Raw genomic sequence first — 19,462 nt, forward strand, 5'->3', positions numbered from 1 at the left:
ACCGAATTACTTGAACTCGGCAATGCCACGGTAAGGCGCCTTGCCTTCCAGCTCGGCTTCGATGCGCAGCAGGCGGTTGTACTTGGCTACGCGGTCGGAGCGGCACAAGGAGCCGGTTTTGATCTGGCCAGCGGCGGTAGCAACGGCCAGGTCGGCGATGGTGGTGTCTTCGGTTTCACCGGAACGGTGAGAGATAACCGCGGTGAAGCCTGCGTCTTTGGCCATTTTGATCGCGTCCAGGGTCTCGGACAGGGAGCCGATCTGGTTGAACTTGATCAGGATGGAGTTACCAACGCCCTTCTCGATACCTTCTTTCAGGATCTTGGTATTGGTTACGAACAGGTCGTCGCCCACCAGCTGTACTTTCTCGCCGATTTTATCGGTGAGGATTTTCCAGCCGTCCCAGTCGCTTTCGTCCATACCGTCTTCGATGGAGATGATCGGGTAGTTTTCAGAAAGCTCTGCCAGATAATCGGCAAAACCGGCGCTGTCGAATGCTTTACCTTCGCCAGACAGGTCGTACTTGCCGTCCTTGTAGAATTCGGAAGAGGCGCAGTCCAGGGCCAGGGTGATGTCGTCGCCCAGTTTGTAGCCAGCTGCTTCAACCGCTTCGGCGATGACTTTCAGTGCGCCTTCGTTGGAAGGCAGGTTCGGGGCGAAGCCACCTTCGTCACCGACAGCGGTGTTCAGGCCTTGTGCAGACAGTACTTTTTTCAGTGCGTGGAAGATTTCAGCACCCTGACGCAGCGCTTCGGCGAAAGTCTTGGCTTTTACCGGCTGAATCATGAATTCCTGGATGTCGACGTTGTTGTCGGCGTGCTCACCACCGTTGATGATGTTCATCATCGGTACCGGCAGGGTGTACTCACCCGCAGTGCCGTTTACTTCGGCGATGTGCTGATACAGGGGGATGCCCTTGGAGATCGCTGCAGCTTTGGCTGCGGCCAGGGATACGGCCAGGATGGCGTTTGCACCCAGCTTGGATTTGTTTTCGGTGCCATCGGCGTCGATCATAGCCTGGTCGAGGGCACGTTGATCGGTTGCGTCCATGCCTACCAGCAGGTTGGCGATTTCGCCGTTGATGTTTTCAACCGCTTTCAGAACGCCTTTGCCCAGGTAACGGCTTTTGTCGCCATCGCGCAGCTCGAGGGCTTCGCGGGAGCCGGTGGAAGCGCCAGACGGTGCACAGGCAGAACCTACCGCGCCGCACTCGAGAATTACATCGGCGTTAACGGTGGGGTTACCGCGACTATCCAATACTTCAAAAGCTTTTACAGCAACAATCTTGCTCATGTTTACAACGGGCTCCTTGTTTTTCCGGAAATTATTTACTCGGAATGTGTGTTTCTGTGAAGTTTCAGTGCGGCGGCCGCCTTCTCTGGACCGCTCATTTTAGTTATTTGTTTGTCTACTATCTGGTAGCGGGTTATTTGGTATCGAGCGGCTCGAAGTTTTTCACCAGTTGGTCCACGGCTTTCATTTGCGCCAGGAAAGGCTCGAGTTTTTCCAGAGGCAGCGCGCTCGGGCCATCGCACAGCGCCTTGTCCGGGTTCGGATGCGCCTCCAGGAACAGGCCGGCGATACCAATGGCCAGGCCCGCACGGCCAAGCTCGGTGACCTGGGAGCGACGGCCGCCAGAGGCCGCACCACCGGGGTCACGCATCTGCAGTGAGTGGGTCACGTCGAAAATCAGCGGGGCACCGCCGGTGGAATCGATCATGGTACGGAAGCCGAGCATGTCGACGACGAGATTGTCGTAGCCGAAACAGGCACCGCGCTCACACAAAATGATGTTTTCGTTACCGCCCTCGGCAAATTTCTCCACCACATTCTTAACTTGCGGCGGGCTCATAAACTGCGGCTTTTTCACGTTTATCACCGCGCCGGTTGCCGCCATGGAGGCAACCAGGTCGGTTTGGCGTGCGAGGAATGCAGGCAGCTGAATAACGTCCACTACCTCGGCAACCGGAGCCGCCTGATGAGGCTCGTGCACATCGGTAATCAGCGGCACACCGAAGGTCTTTTTGACTTCCTCAAAAATCTTCAGTCCTTCTTCCATCCCCGGGCCGCGATAGCTGTGAATAGAAGAGCGATTTGCCTTGTCGAAGGACGCTTTAAATACGTAAGGAATACCCAGCTTGTCAGTAACATTGACATAGTGCTCGGCCACTCTCATGGCCGTATCACGGGATTCCAAAACATTCATGCCGCCAAACAAAGTGAATGGTTTGTCATTGGCAACCTTCAGTTTGCCGACTTCAATAGTTTTCATTATTTGCGCCTGCTTATGCTTCTCGATTAAGCCTGCTTGTGTTCGACAGCCGCTGCTACGAAGCTCTCAAACAGTGGGTGGCCGTCACGCGGGGTAGAGGTAAATTCCGGGTGGAACTGACAGGCCACAAACCAGTTGTGCTCGGGCAGTTCAACCATTTCCACCAGGGTGTCATCGGCAGACCAGCCACCGATTTTCAGGCCAGCCTGCTGCAGGCGGTCGACGTAGTTGTTGTTCACCTCGTAACGGTGACGGTGGCGCTCAACGATGACATCCTCACCATAGATTTCACGCGCCTTGGAGTCTTTCGCCAGACGACACTCCTGGCCGCCGAGACGCATGGTGCCACCCAGATCGGACTTCTCGTCACGGGTCTCGATGTTGCCTTCGCTATCGATCCACTCGGTGATCAGGCCGATAACCGGGTGCGGAGTCTTGCCGTCGAATTCGGTGCTGTTGGCGCCGTCCAGGTTGAGTACGTTGCGCGCGTATTCAATTACCACAGACTGCAGACCCAGGCAGATGCCGAGGAACGGAATATTGTTTTCTCGGGCGTAGCGCACCGCTTCGAGCTTGCCTTCGAGGCCGCGCTCACCAAAGCCGCCGGGGACAAGAATGGCGTCGGCGCCCTTAATCAGGTCCAAACCGTTCTCGCCTTCGACATCTTCAGCGTTGATGTAGTCGATATTGACCTTGGTGCGGGTTTTGATGCCGGCGTGGATCAAAGCCTCGATCAGAGACTTGTATGCATCCAGCAGCTCCATGTACTTGCCAACCATGGCAATCTTGATTTCGTGATGCGGGTTCAACTTGCCGTCCACCACGTCGTCCCATTCGGACAGGTCCGGGGCTTCACACTCGAGTTGGAGTTTCTCTACGACGATCTCATCCAGGCCGTACTCGTGCAGCATGCGTGGTACGCCATAAATGGTCTTGGCATCGGGCAGCGGTACTACCGCGCGCTCTTCCACGTTGGTGAACAGGGCGATTTTGCGGCGGGAGTCGTCGTCGATGGCGCGCTCGGAACGGCACAGCAGGATGTCTGGCTGCAGGCCGATCGAACGCAGCTCTTTTACGGAGTGCTGGGTCGGCTTGGTTTTTGTTTCGCCGGCGGTGCCCAGGTACGGCACATAGCTCAGGTGAATCAGCAGAGCGCGGTTGATGCCCATTTCCACACGCAGCTGGCGCACGGACTCGAGGAACGGCTGGGATTCGATATCGCCCACGGTACCGCCGATCTCGACGATCGCCACGTCTACATCGCGACCACCTTCGATCACCCGACGCTTGATTTCGTCGGTGATGTGCGGAATGACCTGCACAGTACCACCCAGGTAGTCACCGCGGCGCTCTTTGCGCAGCACGGTTTCATATACCCGGCCAGTGGTGAAGTTGTTGCGCTTGGACATGCGAGTACGCACAAAGCGCTCATAGTGGCCCAGATCCAGATCCGTCTCGGCGCCATCTTCGGTCACATAGACCTCGCCGTGCTGGAATGGGCTCATAGTGCCCGGGTCCACATTGATATAAGGGTCAAGCTTAAGAATGGTGACCTTCAAGCCGCGGGCTTCGAGAATAGCGGCCAGAGAGGCGGAGGCGATACCTTTCCCCAATGAGGAAACCACGCCGCCTGTGACAAAAATGTAGCGCGTCATGCAAAACCTTGGTCAGTTGAATGCCCGACGAGTTCGGGCGTGCGGGACTGGCTCAAGCGCGCAGACTCGCGCAACTCGGTGCCTTTGAGATGGGACGCCAGACTACCAGAAAGCGGTTTTCTGCTCAATCCAAAAACGTCCAGATTGGCGGTTTCGGGGGGCCTTCCGCCGTAACAAAAAGGTCGCCCACTGCCAGCAAGGTGCCTGCCCGGGAGACAAGCGGCACCCGATCGCGCAGCCAGGGGGGAAGACCGTACTCCTGGAGCAGCTTTTTCAGGGTCTGGGAGTGATGCCGCTCTCGCGGCCGCGCCCGTTCGCCATGGTTGCGGAAGCGCACGGCGTATTCGCCTGCAGGCCACGCGGGGCTGGGACTGAGCGTCCACCCCCCGGGCAACGCCAACGTGGCCGTGCCATCCCAAAACCATTCACTCTCTCCCGCGGTTGATTTCAGACGGGGTAATTGTGGTGTGAGATACAGGCGATCACGATAGCGGCGCAGAGCGCGCTCCCCCAGGTGTACCTCAACGGCGGCATCGTCCCGGGCGTCGAGTTGGGAGAGCGCCTGCTCAAGATGGGCAGCCTCTGGCATCTGCGCGCCCATACCGGCCAGCCAACCCCGCAACAGGTTTTTCTTACGCGGCGCCGACAGCGCGCGATAAATCGGCAGGTCGATACTGCTGCCAAAGGGTTCCCTGCGCAGGCCACACCGGCACAAGTCCTCTCCGGCGAGTTCCTCGAGCAATCCTGCTGCCTCACGCATATTCTCGGCAGCCTGGGCAACGCGCGCATTAAGCGGCCAGCGCGACCGCAAGCTGGGAACAACCTGACTTCTCAGGTAGTTTCGGTCATAAGCGATATCGCTATTGCTGTCGTCGTCGATCCAGCGTAACTCGTTGACTGCCGCATATTGCTCGAGCTCCGCGCGACTCACCCCCAATAAAGGACGCAAGAGCGATTTCCCTTCATCCACTGCACCGATCCCGCGGTGCTGCGCCATACCGCCCAAGCCCAGCACGCCGGCGCCGCGCAACAGGCGCAACAAGAATGTCTCCGTCTGATCATCGCCATGCTGCGCCAACAAGATCTGATCACCGGTGTCCATTTTGTGTGCAAAAGCGGTATAACGCGCCTCCCGAGCCCCCTGCTCGATACCACCGCGTTTGCGGTCCACTGCCACTTTCATCGCCACAAAGGGTACGGCGAGCTTTGTCGCCTCCGACTCGCAGTGTGCCAGCCAGGCATCGGCTTGAGCACTTAGCCCATGATGTATGTGAAGTGCAGTAAACGGGATCTCGGCCTCAACCAATAGACGCATCAGAACCGAGGAATCCAGCCCACCAGAATACCCCAGCCACAAACGCCCAGCTGCGGGTTGACCGCGCAATGCAGTCCGAAGGGTCTCTAAAAGATGACGTGTGACTTCCGTCATGGGAAAAGGGTTTCCACAGGCGATAGATGTAGCACGGGATTATATCTTGCCGCTGGCCCCGCGGAAGACAACTGCAAGCGTACTTCCGTCACGCAGTCGCCTCAGATGGCTCCGCATGAGATCGCGCTTTGCTCGTCCAGGTGACAGCCACTCCAACACCAGAACTCTTCGGTCACATTAGCTTCGGTAATTCGCCCTCGGGCGACCTGTAAAATACCGCGCCACAGTGTTAGATTTCGCGCCAAACACCCCTCATTGGACCAGATTATAAGAGGCACCAACATGGTTCAGTTAGTTGTCGACTCCGGCTGTGACCTGCCTGATGATTTTTTGCGCAAGTACAAGATCCCGGTTCTTCCCCACAGCGTCAGCGTGGGCAAAGACCAGTTTGGCGATCAGCGCAATCCGGCGCAGATGAATCACTTCTACTCCCTGAACCTGGTCGGCCGTTCCCATCAGGTGACCTCCGGCCCCGCCAGCGAAGATGAAATCAATACCATTTTGTCAAAGCTTCTGCGCGAGGGGCACAAGGACATTGTGGTGCAGACGATCAATGGCGCCAACAGCCCCACCTACGCCAATGCGGTGAACGTAGCCAAGCGCCTGAACAATGACGATGCGCAAATCAGTGCAGTGGATTCACACACCCTGTTCTCTGGCCAGGGCCTGTTGGCACTGTACACCCTATCGCTGATTCAAAAGGGACTCACTGGCACGCAAATCAAATCGCGCACCGAAGAGTTCGGCCGCAAGATGGTGGGCTACGCCGCGATCGAAGACGTTTACTACCTGCGCGAGCGCGCTCGCCAGAAAAATGACAAAAGTGTGAGTTGGCTGAAAGCCTTCTTTGCGCGTCTGCTGGACCTGCATCCTATTGTATCCATGACCTACCAAGGCACTGCGGTAGCCGACACGGTGAAAGGTTACGACGGATGCACGCGTCGCCTGTTTCAGCTAGCGGAAGAAAAAATGGCCGCCGGCGACCTGTTGATGCCCGCCGTGGTCGTGAGTATCGCGGGGCCGCTGAAAAATCTGGATATAGTCCCGGGCTTTAAAGAATTTGAAAAAGTCGCCGAGAAGCACAATGTAAAAATTTACCGCTCGGTAATGAGTTTGTCCGGCGGTATCAACTTGGGGCCGAACACTGTCGCTCTCGCGGTAGCAACCAAGTAACCTCCAGCCTCCCTCTGCGCGATGCGTGTCGGTGATTTCATGGCCGGCCGCATCTTGCAGGCTTCTCGACCCGACCCAGTGCGACTCTTTACAGGACACGCAATCCAGCTCCCATTGCGACTTCCAGCGCGTTTTTCTCTCCGCTGGTTGACCGCAATGCCAAACCCGCTCAAATATTGCCGGATACATCTAGACTGACGGAAGTTATTTCCGAACCTACCAATTTGGTGATGTAGATGTACCGCTGTTTCATCGCTTGTTTTGCCTTCGCGATTTTCTGCATTGCGCATGCTGCCGACGACAGCAGTCTCGCCAAGCAGCTCAGCAACCCAATTTCCGATCTGATCAGCCTGCCTTTCCAGCACAATTTCGACAACCGGGTGGGACCGATTGAGGGTGGGCGCACATACCGGCTGAATATCCAGCCCGTCATTCCATTTGAACTCACCGAAGACCTGAACCTGATCAATCGCACCATTATCCCGGTCATCAACCAGGAAGCTATTTTCCCCGGCAGCGGCGAGCAAACAGGCTTGGGCGACACGGTACAGAGCCTGTTCTTCTCCCCCAGGGAACCCACTGCAGGCGGTGTCACCTGGGGCGTTGGCCCGGTGTTCTTGCTACCAACGGCAACGGAGCCGCTATTAGGTGCGGAAAAATGGGGCATCGGCCCCACGGCGGTCGTGCTCAAGCAGACAGGCCCCTGGACCATCGGCAGCCTGGTCAACCACGTGTGGTCTTTTGCTGGCAGTGATAACCGCAATGATGTGAATAACACATTTATCCAGCCATTCCTTGCTTACAACACCCCCAATGCGTGGACGTTTACCCTGCAAAGTGAAAGCACTTACTCCTGGGAAACAGAGCATTGGAATGCGCCGGTGCATTTCCTGGTGGCAAAGGTATTTGAGGTGGGCGACCAGACGTATCAGATACAGGCCGGGCCGCGTTACTACGTAGATAATCCTGAGACGGGCGCACAGGAGTGGGGGTTCCGCCTGAACTGGGTGATGCTGTTCCCGAAATAGCGGAGCAGTTGGGGAGAACATCAAAATTTGTCGACATACATCTGGTGCGATCGATAGTTACGCCAGAGGAATACGCCAGAGGAATACGCCAGAGGAAATTGAACATGCCGAGCAATACACCCCTTCGCAAGTACCTGCCCCTCGCCATCGCGGCACTTGCCGTGTCTGGCGCCCCTGCAGCGCACGCCGGCGGCATCATGCTCTGGCAAATTGGTACCCCAACTCTCGGTACTGCCAGCGCCGGCTGGGCGGCCATGCCGGAGGATGCCGCTACCGCATTTACCAATCCGGCGGGCACTGTATGGCGTGAAGGTATGGATGTGCGCGGTGCGGCGCAGGCCCTCTACGGTGATATTGAATTTACCGACGACGGGCAGAGTAATGTGCCCGGCAATGATGGCGGCAACGCACTGGGATGGTTTCCGGGCACCGGCGCTTTCGCCGCCGGCAAACTTGCCGAAAATATTGGCTGGGGCTTTGCCATGGCCGGTAATTTCGGCCTGGGCCTCGACTACAACGATGCGTGGAAAGGGCGACGCTTCGTGCAGAATGTTGACCTGCTTGGCATGAGCCTGATCCCCTCTCTCAGCTGGCAGGTAAACGACTGCCTTTCTGTGGGGGTAGGCCTGAATGCCATGGTGGGCTACCTCAGTTACCAGTCCGCACCCCGCGCGGGTCTCGCCGGGGGGGACGCCTTTCTGCGTTTTAAAGATCTGGAACTGGGTTACGGCACCAATGCGGGGATCATGTATCGACCGGTATCCGGTACCACGTTTGGTATTAGCTACACCTCGAAAGTCGAATTCGACTTCCGCGACAACCTGCGGCTGAGGGACTTTGGCCCGCTGTTTGCGCCGGCAGTTGAGCGCTTCGATGGTATCCGTACACAGATTGACGTGGATGTTCCCGCAACGCTCACCGCCAGCCTGCAACAAGAAATGACCGACGCCACCACCTTCTACGCAAACCTCGCATGGCAGGAGTGGTCCGACTACGCCGGTGTTTCACTGGAACTCGGCGACCCGCTGCAAACAACCATCAAGGTAGACCGCGGTTATCAGGATACCGGTGCCCTGGCACTGGGGATTCGCCATGAATTCGACAAGGGCATGCTGAGTGGTTGGTACCTCTCCACCGGTATTGCCCTCGAAAGCGGCATGCAAAACACGTCCTCGGTCACTGCCGACACGGTCACCAACAAAACCTGGACCCTGGGCCTCGGTGCCGGCAAGGAACTCTGCCCAGGGCTCACCATGGATATCGGGTATAACTACGTGTCTTTGGGAGATGTGGATATCGACCAGCAAGGCCGCCCCCCATTCAGCCCGCGCCTGCAGGGCACCTACGACGACGCGAACATACAGTTTTTAGGCACGTCTCTGCAGCTTTCGTTTTAACTGTGCTTTCGTGTTAACGGTGCTTTCGCATTAACCGAGACCGCGACCCATACTGACCTACAGACACTGTGCCGATGCACCCAGATAAAATTTTATATCTGGGTTTCAATAGGCAGCCAGGATAACAGCCAGCTGAGGCTTCTTTGCCACCAGCTGGTTTCCGGGTCTACATCGGTTTCGATGGGTGCGCCCTTCGCATCCTGCGCCTGCCAGCGCAGCTCACCCTTGTCATTAAGCACCAGGTGCCAGGCGGAGTCTGGCGCAACCCATTCTGCGAACAGCTGATACAGCTGTTGATTGATTTTTGTATTTTCCATCAACAGGCCAATCTCGGTGTTCTGGATAATTGAGCGGCTATCCAGATTAATCGAGCCGACAAAGCCGCGGTCTTCGTCAATCACAAATGTCTTGGCGTGTAACGTTGCACTCGATTTGCCATGAAACCAGTTCTTACGCCGTTCCTGGCCTGCGACCGTGCGCAACTCCCACAGATCCACGCCGCTTCGCAGAAGCGGTATCCGGTAGCGCGCATAGGCACCGTGCACAATCGCCACATCATTGCTGGAAAGTGAATTGGTGAGAATCTTCACCTGCACGCCGCGCCGCTCCAGCTCAGCAAACAACGCACTGCCCACATCACCGGGGATAAAATAGGCACTGCTGATATTCAGCCGCTGCTGTGCGCTGCGGATAACTTTCTCCAGCTGGTAACCGGGAAATTCCTCGACCGGAATCTCATCCCGCTTGAGCGCCTTCGATGGTGGGTCGGCATACAGCTCTGCGGGACCCCATTGAAAGGCGACCTGATCATTGATCAGCGCCTTGGCGAAATCAGAATTTTTCAGCGCCTCGGTAAATTCCGACTCAGCTTCATTGGCGAGAAAGGTCGCGACCTCCTGCCGGAGCTGATCCAGTGTCTGCTCGTCCGTCGCAGACAGGGGTAGCCGCGCCACGGGTACTGAAACTTTGTAATTCCAGTATTCGTCAAAGATGCGGGAGGCTTGCGGCAGGACCGCGCCAATCGCCAGCACGTCGACATCAAAAAATTCCACATTCGCATGGGAAAAGTAGCCGTCACCGATATTGCGTCCGCCGGTAATCATCAGCAATCCGTCGGCAACCATCAGTTTGTTGTGCATGCGATGGTTTATGCGACCAAAATTCAGTGCCTGCTCGATGCCTCGCGCAATACCCGAACGGCCCGCCACGGGGTTGAAAATACGAATCGCAATATTGGGATGCTGGTCGAGAACCGAGATCCACGGGTTGTCCACACGGGTACCCAGATCGTCCACCAGCAGGCGTACGCGCACGCCGCGATCCGCAGCCTGCAACAACAGGCTGGTCAGGATGCGACCAACCGTATCGTCTTCGTAAATGTAATATTGGAGATCGAGGGAGACACTGGCCTCCTGAATCAGTGCCGCTCGCGCGACAAATGCCGAGAGGCCCTCCTGCAACAGGTGGAAGCCGGAGTAGTTATCGGGCTGGCCCTGGCCATCGCGCCGCACCGCCTGTGCCAAACGCGATTCGGTGGCTGGGGCAAGACTGTTTACGACCGGAGCCGATGACTCCGTTGAGCTTTGGCTGTCGCCCATGATCACTTCCCATAGAATGGCCAGGCAAAACAACACTACTGCCCACAGGAAGAATGGTCGCAGGGTACGAACGCTAGGCATTCTGGTGTCATCTCGCTATTACTGGATGACTTAGAGCCTAGTCGATTCGCCTGCGTGTCAGCCAGTTGGCGCGGCTTCCTCCTGCGCACGGTGATTTTCCGCCACGGGTGTCGCGGAGAATTCCAGAATGCCGTCATCGATGGGCGCTTCCAGCATGATCTTGCGATCCTGCGGGTAGTCATTCAGCAGCTTCCACGGGTAGCGGGTACCCTGGCGCGGCAACAGATGATCGGCGCGCTCCACATAGCCAGACTGCAACGCGGACATCACCGAGGTATCCCCCATACAGCCCTCATTGTCCACAGCGATAAACTGGCCCTGCCCCGTGTCCCGCAAGTGGTTGAGTAATCGACAAATATAACCGGCAGCAAGATCCGCTTTCAGGGTCCAGGCCGCATTGGTATAGCCGAATACCCATGCCATATTGGGCACGCCTTCCATTAACACCCCCTTATAAGTGAGGCGATTACGGGTATCCACGGTTTCCCCATCCAATTTCAGCGCCAGGCCACCTAGCAGCTGCAGCTTCAGCCCGGTGGCGGAAACAATGATATCGGCCGGTAGATGATCGCCGTTTTGTAAACGGATGCCGTTCTCGGTGATGCAATCAATCTCTTCGGTCACCACCGACGCCTTGCCGGCATTAATCGCAGCAAACAGGTCGCCATCCGGGATGGCGCAGAGCCGTTGATCCCATGGCGCATAGCGTGGCGTAAAATGGGCTGTGCTTTCTCCTTCGCCGAGTGCCTTGCGCACCCCGCGCAGCATCAGTTTGCGCACCAGTTGCGGCCAGCGCTTGGCGGCCTTGAACATCCAGCGGTGCAGGGTAATGTTGCGACGCCGCGCCATGCCATAGGCCCACTGCTCGGGTATCCACCGCTTCAGCCAGTGGGTCAATTTATCTTCCGCCGGCACCGACAACACATAGGTGGGTGAGCGCTGCAACATGGTGACATGGGCCGCCTGCTCTGCCATTGCTGGCACCAGGGTTACCGCGGTGGCACCGCTGCCGATCACCACGACACGTTTGTTCCCATAGTCGAGATCCTGTGGCCAGTGTTGCGGGTGGATCCACTGCCCCTGGAAATCGTGCATGCCGGGAAACTCAGGCTGGTATCCGGCCTGGTAGTCGTAGTAGCCAGTGCAGGAAATCAGCACCTTGCAGGTAAACCGCACCGGCTCGATCACGGCGTTGCCGCCCTCTTCTGCAGCGCGGCTGCGCTCACCCAGCAACTGCCAGCGCTGTTGTGCGCTATCCCAGTTGGCTTCACTCAGGTTCACACCGAAGTGAATCTTGTCGCTCACCCGGTATTCCGCTGCCGTGTCCTCGATGTAGCGACGGATCGACTCGCCATCGGCCATGGTCTTCAGGCCATTCCACGGACGGAAACTGAAACCAAAGCTGAACATATCGGAATCGGAGCGAACCCCGGGGTAGCGGAATAGGTCCCAGGTACCACCAATCTGTTGGCGGCGCTCGAGAATTGCGAAGTCTGTGTCGGGACAGTCCCGCATTAAATGACAGGCAGTGCCGATGCCCGAGAGGCCGGCACCAATGATCAGGGTATCGAAATGCTGAGTACGCATGGTCACAAAGTGCTTTTATTGTCGTTTATTGTTGTCGAGCACTCAGTGTACCGCCCTTTCCCCCGGGGAAGGGCGAGAAGATTGTTAAAATTACTGCAACTGCCGCCGCAACTGCTCTGCCTTTTCCTGCTGGCCGGTATCCCGGTACAGCGAGAGCAGGGCACTCATCATCTCCGGGTCTCCGGGAAAACGCCGCAGCGCCTGCTCCAGGTACTGGATTGCGGCCGTTGAGTCACCGGCCGAATTCAGTGCAATAGCATACACATAGCCATAGCGCGGTGAAGCATGCTCTGCATCGGCGGCAGCGCGCAGCATGGGCATTGCATCCTGCAACTTTTGCTGGCGCACCAGCGATAAACCCAGTGCGTGCTGCAGTGGTGCCTTGTGGATGGCTTCTTCGATCGGGCGGTTGAGCGCCCCGCGCAGCAGGCGCTCAGCATCGAGCTCGCGCCCAGTACCCCGGTAAAGATCTGCCAAATTAATAATCGCCGGCGTGTAGTACGGAGCGAGTTTCACCGCCTGTTGCAGCAATTTCTCAGCGCCGGGCAAATCACCCTCGCGCCCGCGCAACGAAGCCAGGTTCACCAGGCTCTCCGGTCGGTCGCTGTTGAACTCCGCCGCGGCCTGGTAGTCGGCCATCGCCCGGTCAAAGCGTTTGCCGACCTCCTCCGGATAGCTCGCCAGCGGCGCACCCGCCATGGCGCTGGCGGCAAGCGAGGCCGTCACACGTTCATCTTCGTACAGCAGTGGAATCGCCAGCGCCGGACGCACCTGCTGCGGCACCCGATCCAACGACTGCGCCAATCCCAAATGCGGCAAGGCTGCGTCGCCCTGCGCAATCACCTGCAATACCTGGGCGCTGGTCTGTGACAGGTAACCTGGCAGCATAGAGACCGCGGTTGCCCGCACTATTTCAGGCTGGCTCTCATCCATCGCGAGCTTCAGCAACTGACTCTCCGCATCCGGTGCGCCGATTCGTCCGGCAAACAGCGCCTCGCCATAGTGCGGGTCCGGTTTACCAAATTTCTTCTGCAGAACAGCCGCCGCCCAGGTGTTGGTTTCATCGGTGTGGCAGCCGATGCAGGCATTCGGCGACCCGATTTTTTCCGACAGATCCGGGCGCGGTACGCGGAAGCTATGGTCGCGCCGCGCGTCTACCTGCATATACACCTCGTCGGTCATATGACAGTTCACGCACTGTGCGCCGTCACTGCCCACCGGGTGAAAGTGGTGGTCTACGGTATCGAACTTGGTGGGCAAGTGGCACTGGGCGCACACATCGTTGCCGCTAGCGCGCAATTCCAGGCTGTGGGGGTTATGGCAATTACTACAGGTTACACCGGCCCCATGCATCTTGCTCTGCAGGAAAGAGCCCCAGACATACACCTCGTCGTTGATCTGGCCATCCGCGTGGTAAAGGCCCTCACTCAATAAGGCGGGATGGAAGAAATCCAGAAAATCATTCTCTGGCCGCACGCCGGGGAACTGGGTGCCGCGCCGGGAATGACACTGTGCACACACGGGGATCTCGGCCTGGGTATGCACGTCGTTGGCGATATGTGCGATACCGCTCTTGGCATCCATCGCCCAGCGTGCCTGACGCCGCCCGTCAAAGCGCAGTGCGAATCCCTGGTTCTTATCCGCCGCGCGTTCGCTCTCCGGCAAACCGGCCCACTCCACGTGGGCACGCCCGGGGCCATGGCAGGATTCACAGCCCACATTGATTTCCGACCAGCGGGTGGCAAAGGTCTGGGATTCTGCATCGTAGTTTTTATGCAGATTGGTGGAATGGCAGTCTGCGCACTGAAAGTTCCAGTTCTGGTTGATACCGGTCCAGTGCAGAGGGTCGCCGGCTTTGATCTCTTCATCCGGGTAGAGGTGGAACCAACGCTGACCGCCCTCTTCTTTTGGGCGGGCATCCCAGGAGAGACTGAGAGCCTGCAAGCGCCCACCGGGAAACTCAATCAAATATTGCTGTAGCGGATAAACGCCAAAGGTGTAGGCCACCGGATAATCGTGCAGCTTGCCGTCAGGCCCATCGGTGCGCACAAAGTACTGGTCATCGCGCTGGAAGAAGCGCGACTCGGTGCCAAAGTAATCAAAGACAACGTCGTCAAAATCACCCACCACGGTTTCCGCGTCCGGCGTTTTCATCGCCAGGTCGTGATGGGATTTTTGCCAGTCGTCGAATTCCTGTTGATGACAGGCCGCACATTGCGCGGTGCCCACGTAGTCGGGATTGGCGTCCGCCTGCGGCGACGCACCTTGCTCGCCCTGTGCCACAGTTACCGCTGTGGGGGTCTGTCCCGCCACAGTTGCTACCTGCTGGCCTGCCTTTGGCAGATCTTCTGCACCGCTACCATCACCAGCACCATCACCATCACCAGCACCAACTATCCCGGCGTTTTTATCGCAGGCCGTGGCGGCGAGTACCGCAAGCAGAAAAAGGATCGGCGCGCGCATTTCGTCTCCAAATTATCGTTTTATTTTCAACGCAGTATAGCTTCTCACGCCTGCAAGCTGCTTCAGTCAGGCGGCCTGCTCTCCCGGTTGTACAGGTGTAAAGGCAAGGCCCGTTTACGTTGGCCGTTACACCCAGCGAGGTAAATATCATCCAATGCGACCAATATGAGCAAATATATGCCACAAAAATGAACAATACGAACTAGGCTTGAAAGTGTGACCCGCTCAAGCATGCACTTCACTGCGGTATTTTGGGAAGTTCTATGCCTTCGCATCAACTGTGCCATCCGCACATAACACGCCTCCGCCTCATTGGCGGCCTACTCTGGCTGCTTGTGGCCGGCCTTACCTGTTTCGGTAATTTCGCCGCTGCTTCTGCAGGCGGCGACCCGCTACCTTCCTGGAGCGACGGCGCGAGCAAACAAGCTATTGTCAACTTTGTCGAAAAAGTTACCACAGAGGGCTCTCCCGGCTTTGTGCCAAAAAACCGGCGTATTGCCACTTTTGACAACGACGGCACCCTGTGGGCCGAGCAGCCGGTCTACTTCCAGCTGATTTACGCCCTCGACCAAATCAAGAAACTGGCACCCCAGCACCCAGAGTGGAAAACCGAGGAGCCATTCGCCTCCGCGCTCAAGGGTGACCTGGATACGCTGGCGGCCAGCGGCAAACAGGGCTTGATGAAACTGATCGCCGCGACCCACGCCGATATGACCGCCGACGAGTTTTCGGACAATGTGTCCCAGTGGCTGAAGACCGCCCGCCACCCGAAAAGCAACCGTCCCTACAATGAAATGGTCTACCAGCCCATGCTGGAATTACTCGATTACCTGCGAGCAAACGGGTTCAAGACCTTTATCGTTTCCGGCGGCGGCATCGATTTTTTGCGTGTATTCGCTGAGCAGACCTACGGCATCCCGCCTGAGCAGGTGGTGGGTTCCAGCCTCAAGGCCGAGTACGAGGTGCGCGACGGCAAACCGGAAATCCTCAAGCGCGCCGAGATCAACCTGATTAATGACAAGGCCGGCAAGCCCGTCGGCATTCATCAGCATATCGGCCAGCGCCCAATATTCGCCGCAGGAAATTCCGACGGCGACTTTGAAATGCTCGAATGGAGCACGGCAGGACAAGGCCCACGTTTTGGCCTGCTGCTGCACCACACCGATGGCAAGCGGGAGTGGGCCTACGACCGCGAATCACACATAGGCCGCCTGGAAAAGGGACTGGACCAGGCTAAAGAAAGGGGCTGGATTGTCATCGACATGCAGCGAGACTGGGGTCAGATATTCCCGGACGCGACCAACTAGCAGTAATCAACGAGCAGCAACCACCTTCCACACTGCGCCGGAGGCAACCATGAAAAAACTACGTTTAGGGCACCTGTTAAAGGTCCCTGTCTCACTCGCGGCGGCAGCCCTGCTGTCGATCTGCACCGGCGCGGCACAGGCGCAGGACAAGCCCAACATCCTGGTGATCTGGGGTGATGATATTGGGATCTGGAACATCAGCGCTAACAGCAAGGGCATGATGGGCTACAAGACGCCCAATATTGACCGAATCGCCAAAGAGGGCCTGTCATTTACCGACTACTATGGCCAGCAGTCCTGTACCGCAGGACGCGCGGCCTTTGTCGGCGGCAACGTGCCGGTACGCACCGGCATGACGAAAGTTGGCTTGCCCGGTGCGAAAGAGGGTTGGCAGGAGTCGGACGTAACCATTGCCACGGTGATGAAAAGCCAGGGCTACGCCACCGGTCAGTTCGGCAAGAATCACTTCGGTGACCGCGACGAGCACCTGCCCACCAATCACGGGTTCGACGTGTTTTTCGGCAACCTCTACCATCTGAATGCGGAAGAGGAACCGGAAAACCGCGATTACCCAAAAAACCCGGAGTTTCGCAAACGATTCGGTCCCCGCGGTGTGCTAAAGGCGACCGCGGGTGGCGCCATTGAAGACACCGGCCCACTGACCAAAAAACGCATGGAAACGGTGGATGAGGAAACCCTCGCCGCGGCCATGGACTTTATCACGCGGCAAGTACAGGACGGCAAACCCTTCTTCGTCTGGTGGAATGCCACGCGCATGCATTTCCGCACCCATGTGAAGGAGGAGCACAAAAACATCGCCGGCCCCAGCAGCAACGAGTACCAGGATGGCATGGTCGAACACGACATGCATGTAGGCAAACTACTGGACCTGCTGGATGAGCTGAAGATCGCCGACAACACCATTGTGTTCTACTCCACCGACAATGGTCCGCACTTTAATACGTGGCCGGATGCGGGCACCACCATTTTCCGCAGTGAGAAAAACTCGAACTGGGAAGGTGCTTACCGGGTTCCCGCGTTTGTGCGCTGGCCGGGCAAGTTCCCGGCAGGTAAAACCCTGAATGGCATCGTCTCCCATGAAGACTGGCTGCCGACTTTTGCTGCCGCAGCGGGCAATCCGGAAATCAAGCAGCAGCTGCTCAAGGGCGTGCGCCTGAATGGCCGCAGCTACAAGAACTACATCGATGGCAACAATATGCTGGACTACTTCACCGGCAAAACGGATGAGTCGCCACGTCGTGAATTCATTTATGTGAATGACGATGGCCAGATCGTGGCCATGCGCTACGATGCGTGGAAGGCCGTGTTCCTGGAGAACCGCGGCAAACAGTTCGGGGTGTGGATGGAGCCCTTCACCGAGTTGCGTGTACCGCTGATTTTTAACCTGCGCCGGGATCCCTTCGAGCGCGCCCAGCACAATGCCAATACCTATTACGATTGGCTACTCGATCGGGCTTTCGTGCTGGTGCCGCTACAACAGCTCGCAGCACAATTCCTCAAAACGATGGAGGAATACCCACCCAGCCAGACACCGGGTGCCTTCAACCTGAAGAAAATCGAAGAACAGCTGAAATCCGGGGCTGGCGGCAGCAACTGAATTCAGTCCTCAAAACACAAAACCCACCGCTTGCGGTGGGTTTTGTGTTTTTGCACTTTGCTGTTTATCAGACTCTATTGCGGCGGCTTGTTAATAAACTCCTCAACCACATTCGACATATCAAAGGTCTTGCCCCCTTGCACGGGCGGGTAGTCCTTGAGCGTCTGCAAATGCTGATTCATCAACACACCCATAGGCTGGATCAACCACGAGACTTTTTGCATCAGGTGACCGTATGAGTCCGGTGAATCGTAACTTTCATAGGGGTCCATGCGAATATTGAAAACCAGAGGTACGGTTCTTGGCACAACGTTCGCGTAGTAGTCTTCCTTGGTGGAAAAGTGGAACTTCCAAGGGCCCATGCGCACCGCCGTCAGTTTGCTCTCGTAATAGTAAAAGATGTAGGAGCGCGCAGATTCATCGGCCTCACCCATCCAGTAGGGCAAGTTGTTCAAGCCATCGATGTACTGCTTCTTCTCCTTCAGCATTTTTTCCGCCACATCGGGCACCCCGGCAGCGGCAGCGAGTGTGGTAAACAGGTCCTGGTGGCCCTGGATGCCATTCAACGCAACCCCCGCGGGAATACGGCCAGGCCAACGGGCAAACATTGGTACCCGCACGCCACCTTCATAGGTTGTCATCTTTTCGCCGCGGAAGGGCGTGGTTGCGCCGTGCGGCCAGCTGCTATGCTCCGGACCATTGTCCGTGCTGTACAGCACAATGGTGTTTTCGGTCAGGCCCTGCTCATCCAACCAGTCCAGCACCAGGCCAACGTCGTGATCGTGCTGCAACATGCCGGCACCGTGGTAGTCTGCCTCACTCGTGTACTTCTCTACCTTCTGCAACCATTCATCATCAATGCGGGTGTAGAGGTGCATGCGGCTGGTGTTTAGCCAGACAAAGAAAGGCTTGCCGTCACTCTTGGCTTTCTCCATAAATTTCAGTGCCAGTGGAATGACCTCAGCACTGTCAAAATTATGCATGCGCTTCTGCGTCAGGGGCCCGGTATCCTTGATGGTTTGCTTGCCCACCACACCGAATCTTGGGTCCTCGGTCTTGTCCATCTTGTCGGTGGCAAAGGAGTGGATAACCCCGCGGGTACCAAAGCTCTGCTCGTACTTTTCCAGGTCGCCGGAAAACTGCTTGCCGAAGTTCTGGTAATCCCGTTGTTCAGATTCCTCCTGCGTATTCAGGTGATACAGGTTTCCGAAGAATTCATCAAAGCCATGGTTGGTTGGAAGATGGGAATTGCGGTCCCCGAGATGGTTTTTACCAAAGTGGCCGGTGCTATAACCCTGCGCTTTCAGCACCTCCGCCAGGCTGGGGGACTCCGGCTGCAGACCCAAAGCATCACCGGGTTGGCCCACCGTCGTCATTCCTGAGCGTATGGGGTACTGACCGGTAATAAAGGCGGCACGACCCGCGGTGCAAGAGGGTTGCGCATAGTGGTCTGTGAACAGCGCGCCCTCTTTGGCAATGCGATCAATGTTAGGGGTCGTATACCCCATGACGCCCTTTTCATAGGCGGACAAATTCGTCCAACCGATGTCGTCTCCCCAGATGACAAGAATGTTGGGCTTGCCCCCAGTCTGGTCACTGGTTTGGGCAGCCTGCTGTTTCGGCTTTGCCGCTGCCAGGCTGCCCTGGCGGCTCACGAGCTTGCCTCCGGTTACCTCGGCGCCTGCGCTTTTTTGCGTGCGCGCTACTGCCTCGCTTGATTGTGATGTTGCTGGGTCAGCTTTCAGCGCTTGCTTTTGCGCTTGCGATGCTTCCTCTTCGCCGGAGCAGCCAGTCAACAACACGGCAATACTCAAGGCCGCTAAATACTTATTCACATGAACCTCCATGTAACCA

13 protein-coding genes are annotated in these 19,462 nt (G+C 57.2%); 5 read left to right on the plus strand and 8 right to left on the minus strand.

Going from position 1 to position 19,462, the window contains the following annotated elements; translation table 11 throughout:
• Positions 1-6 precede the first annotated feature (6 nt).
• The 4 genes from eno to tilS form a co-directional block, all read right to left on the minus strand.
• Positions 7-1,293: a phosphopyruvate hydratase gene (gene eno, locus AS89_RS0105810; RefSeq protein WP_010131500.1), complete on the minus strand. Its 1,287-nt coding sequence runs from the start codon at positions 1,291-1,293 to the stop codon at positions 7-9.
• Between the two features lie 133 nt (positions 1,294-1,426).
• Positions 1,427-2,272: a 3-deoxy-8-phosphooctulonate synthase gene (gene kdsA / locus AS89_RS0105815; protein WP_010131501.1), complete on the minus strand. Its 846-nt coding sequence runs from the start codon at positions 2,270-2,272 to the stop codon at positions 1,427-1,429.
• A 26-nt stretch (positions 2,273-2,298) separates the two neighbouring features.
• Entirely contained in the window at positions 2,299-3,927 is a 1,629-nt protein-coding gene (locus AS89_RS0105820; protein WP_010131502.1) for a CTP synthase, read from the minus strand.
• Between the two features lie 124 nt (positions 3,928-4,051).
• Positions 4,052-5,356, minus strand: coding sequence for a tRNA lysidine(34) synthetase TilS (tilS, locus tag AS89_RS0105825; protein ID WP_081475680.1), 1,305 nt, complete (start codon positions 5,354-5,356; stop codon positions 4,052-4,054).
• 282 nt (positions 5,357-5,638) lie between these two features.
• Between tilS and AS89_RS0105830 the strand changes: the two genes are divergently transcribed.
• The 3 genes from AS89_RS0105830 (at position 5,639) to AS89_RS0105840 (ending at position 8,954) form a co-directional block, all read left to right on the plus strand.
• Positions 5,639-6,529 (plus strand): DegV family protein, encoded by an 891-nt coding sequence (locus AS89_RS0105830; protein ID WP_010131504.1) that lies wholly within the window; start codon positions 5,639-5,641, stop codon positions 6,527-6,529.
• Positions 6,530-6,765: 236 nt separating this feature from the next.
• On the plus strand, positions 6,766-7,557 hold the full coding sequence (locus AS89_RS0105835; RefSeq protein WP_010131506.1) for a hypothetical protein: 792 nt from the start codon (positions 6,766-6,768) through the stop codon (positions 7,555-7,557).
• A 104-nt stretch (positions 7,558-7,661) separates the two neighbouring features.
• Positions 7,662-8,954 (plus strand): OmpP1/FadL family transporter, encoded by a 1,293-nt coding sequence (locus AS89_RS0105840; RefSeq protein ID WP_010131508.1) that lies wholly within the window; start codon positions 7,662-7,664, stop codon positions 8,952-8,954.
• Between the two features lie 92 nt (positions 8,955-9,046).
• On the opposite strand, the gene AS89_RS0105845 is transcribed toward AS89_RS0105840, so the two are convergent.
• The 3 genes from AS89_RS0105845 to AS89_RS0105855 form a co-directional block, all read right to left on the minus strand.
• Positions 9,047-10,633: a phospholipase D family protein gene (locus tag AS89_RS0105845; RefSeq protein ID WP_202798381.1), complete on the minus strand. Its 1,587-nt coding sequence runs from the start codon at positions 10,631-10,633 to the stop codon at positions 9,047-9,049.
• 57 nt (positions 10,634-10,690) lie between these two features.
• Positions 10,691-12,220, minus strand: a complete 1,530-nt coding sequence (locus AS89_RS0105850; RefSeq protein WP_029249831.1) for a flavin-containing monooxygenase — start codon at positions 12,218-12,220, stop codon at positions 10,691-10,693.
• Positions 12,221-12,310: 90 nt separating this feature from the next.
• The gene (locus AS89_RS0105855; protein WP_010131513.1) at positions 12,311-14,683 is read right to left on the minus strand and encodes a tetratricopeptide repeat protein; all 2,373 of its coding nucleotides are present in this window, start codon (positions 14,681-14,683) and stop codon (positions 12,311-12,313) included.
• A 263-nt stretch (positions 14,684-14,946) separates the two neighbouring features.
• Here AS89_RS0105855 and AS89_RS0105860 point away from each other — a divergent pair, with 263 nt between their 5' ends.
• The gene (locus AS89_RS0105860; protein ID WP_010131514.1) at positions 14,947-15,990 is read left to right on the plus strand and encodes an HAD family hydrolase; all 1,044 of its coding nucleotides are present in this window, start codon (positions 14,947-14,949) and stop codon (positions 15,988-15,990) included.
• Between the two features lie 49 nt (positions 15,991-16,039).
• Positions 16,040-17,608 carry an arylsulfatase gene (locus AS89_RS0105865; RefSeq protein WP_010131515.1) on the plus strand — a complete coding sequence of 523 codons (1,569 nt, stop codon included), beginning with the start codon at positions 16,040-16,042 and terminating at the stop codon, positions 17,606-17,608.
• Between the two features lie 74 nt (positions 17,609-17,682).
• Here AS89_RS0105865 and AS89_RS0105870 read toward each other — a convergent pair whose 3' ends face one another.
• Positions 17,683-19,443, minus strand: coding sequence for an arylsulfatase (locus AS89_RS0105870; protein ID WP_202798382.1), 1,761 nt, complete (start codon positions 19,441-19,443; stop codon positions 17,683-17,685).
• Positions 19,444-19,462 lie beyond the last annotated feature (19 nt).

The organism is Microbulbifer agarilyticus S89 (assembly GCF_000220505.1).
Taxonomy (GTDB): domain Bacteria; phylum Pseudomonadota; class Gammaproteobacteria; order Pseudomonadales; family Cellvibrionaceae; genus Microbulbifer; species Microbulbifer agarilyticus_B.

Bases quoted from the DNA above. Each gene is read 5' to 3' on its own strand.
- AS89_RS0105840 (WP_010131508.1), top strand. From the start codon at position 7,662: ATGCCGAGCAATACACCCCTTCGCAAGTACCTGCCCCTCGCCATCGCG.
- AS89_RS0105845 (WP_202798381.1), bottom strand. From the start codon at position 10,633: ATGCCTAGCGTTCGTACCCTGCGACCATTCTTCCTGTGGGCAGTAGTG.
- AS89_RS0105835 (WP_010131506.1), top strand. From the start codon at position 6,766: ATGTACCGCTGTTTCATCGCTTGTTTTGCCTTCGCGATTTTCTGCATT.
- AS89_RS0105820 (WP_010131502.1), bottom strand. From the start codon at position 3,927: ATGACGCGCTACATTTTTGTCACAGGCGGCGTGGTTTCCTCATTGGGG.
- AS89_RS0105860 (WP_010131514.1), top strand. From the start codon at position 14,947: ATGCCTTCGCATCAACTGTGCCATCCGCACATAACACGCCTCCGCCTC.
- AS89_RS0105855 (WP_010131513.1), bottom strand. From the start codon at position 14,683: ATGCGCGCGCCGATCCTTTTTCTGCTTGCGGTACTCGCCGCCACGGCC.
- AS89_RS0105850 (WP_029249831.1), bottom strand. From the start codon at position 12,220: ATGCGTACTCAGCATTTCGATACCCTGATCATTGGTGCCGGCCTCTCG.
- kdsA (WP_010131501.1), bottom strand. From the start codon at position 2,272: ATGAAAACTATTGAAGTCGGCAAACTGAAGGTTGCCAATGACAAACCA.
- eno (WP_010131500.1), bottom strand. From the start codon at position 1,293: ATGAGCAAGATTGTTGCTGTAAAAGCTTTTGAAGTATTGGATAGTCGC.
- AS89_RS0105865 (WP_010131515.1), top strand. From the start codon at position 16,040: ATGAAAAAACTACGTTTAGGGCACCTGTTAAAGGTCCCTGTCTCACTC.
- tilS (WP_081475680.1), bottom strand. From the start codon at position 5,356: ATGACGGAAGTCACACGTCATCTTTTAGAGACCCTTCGGACTGCATTG.
- AS89_RS0105830 (WP_010131504.1), top strand. From the start codon at position 5,639: ATGGTTCAGTTAGTTGTCGACTCCGGCTGTGACCTGCCTGATGATTTT.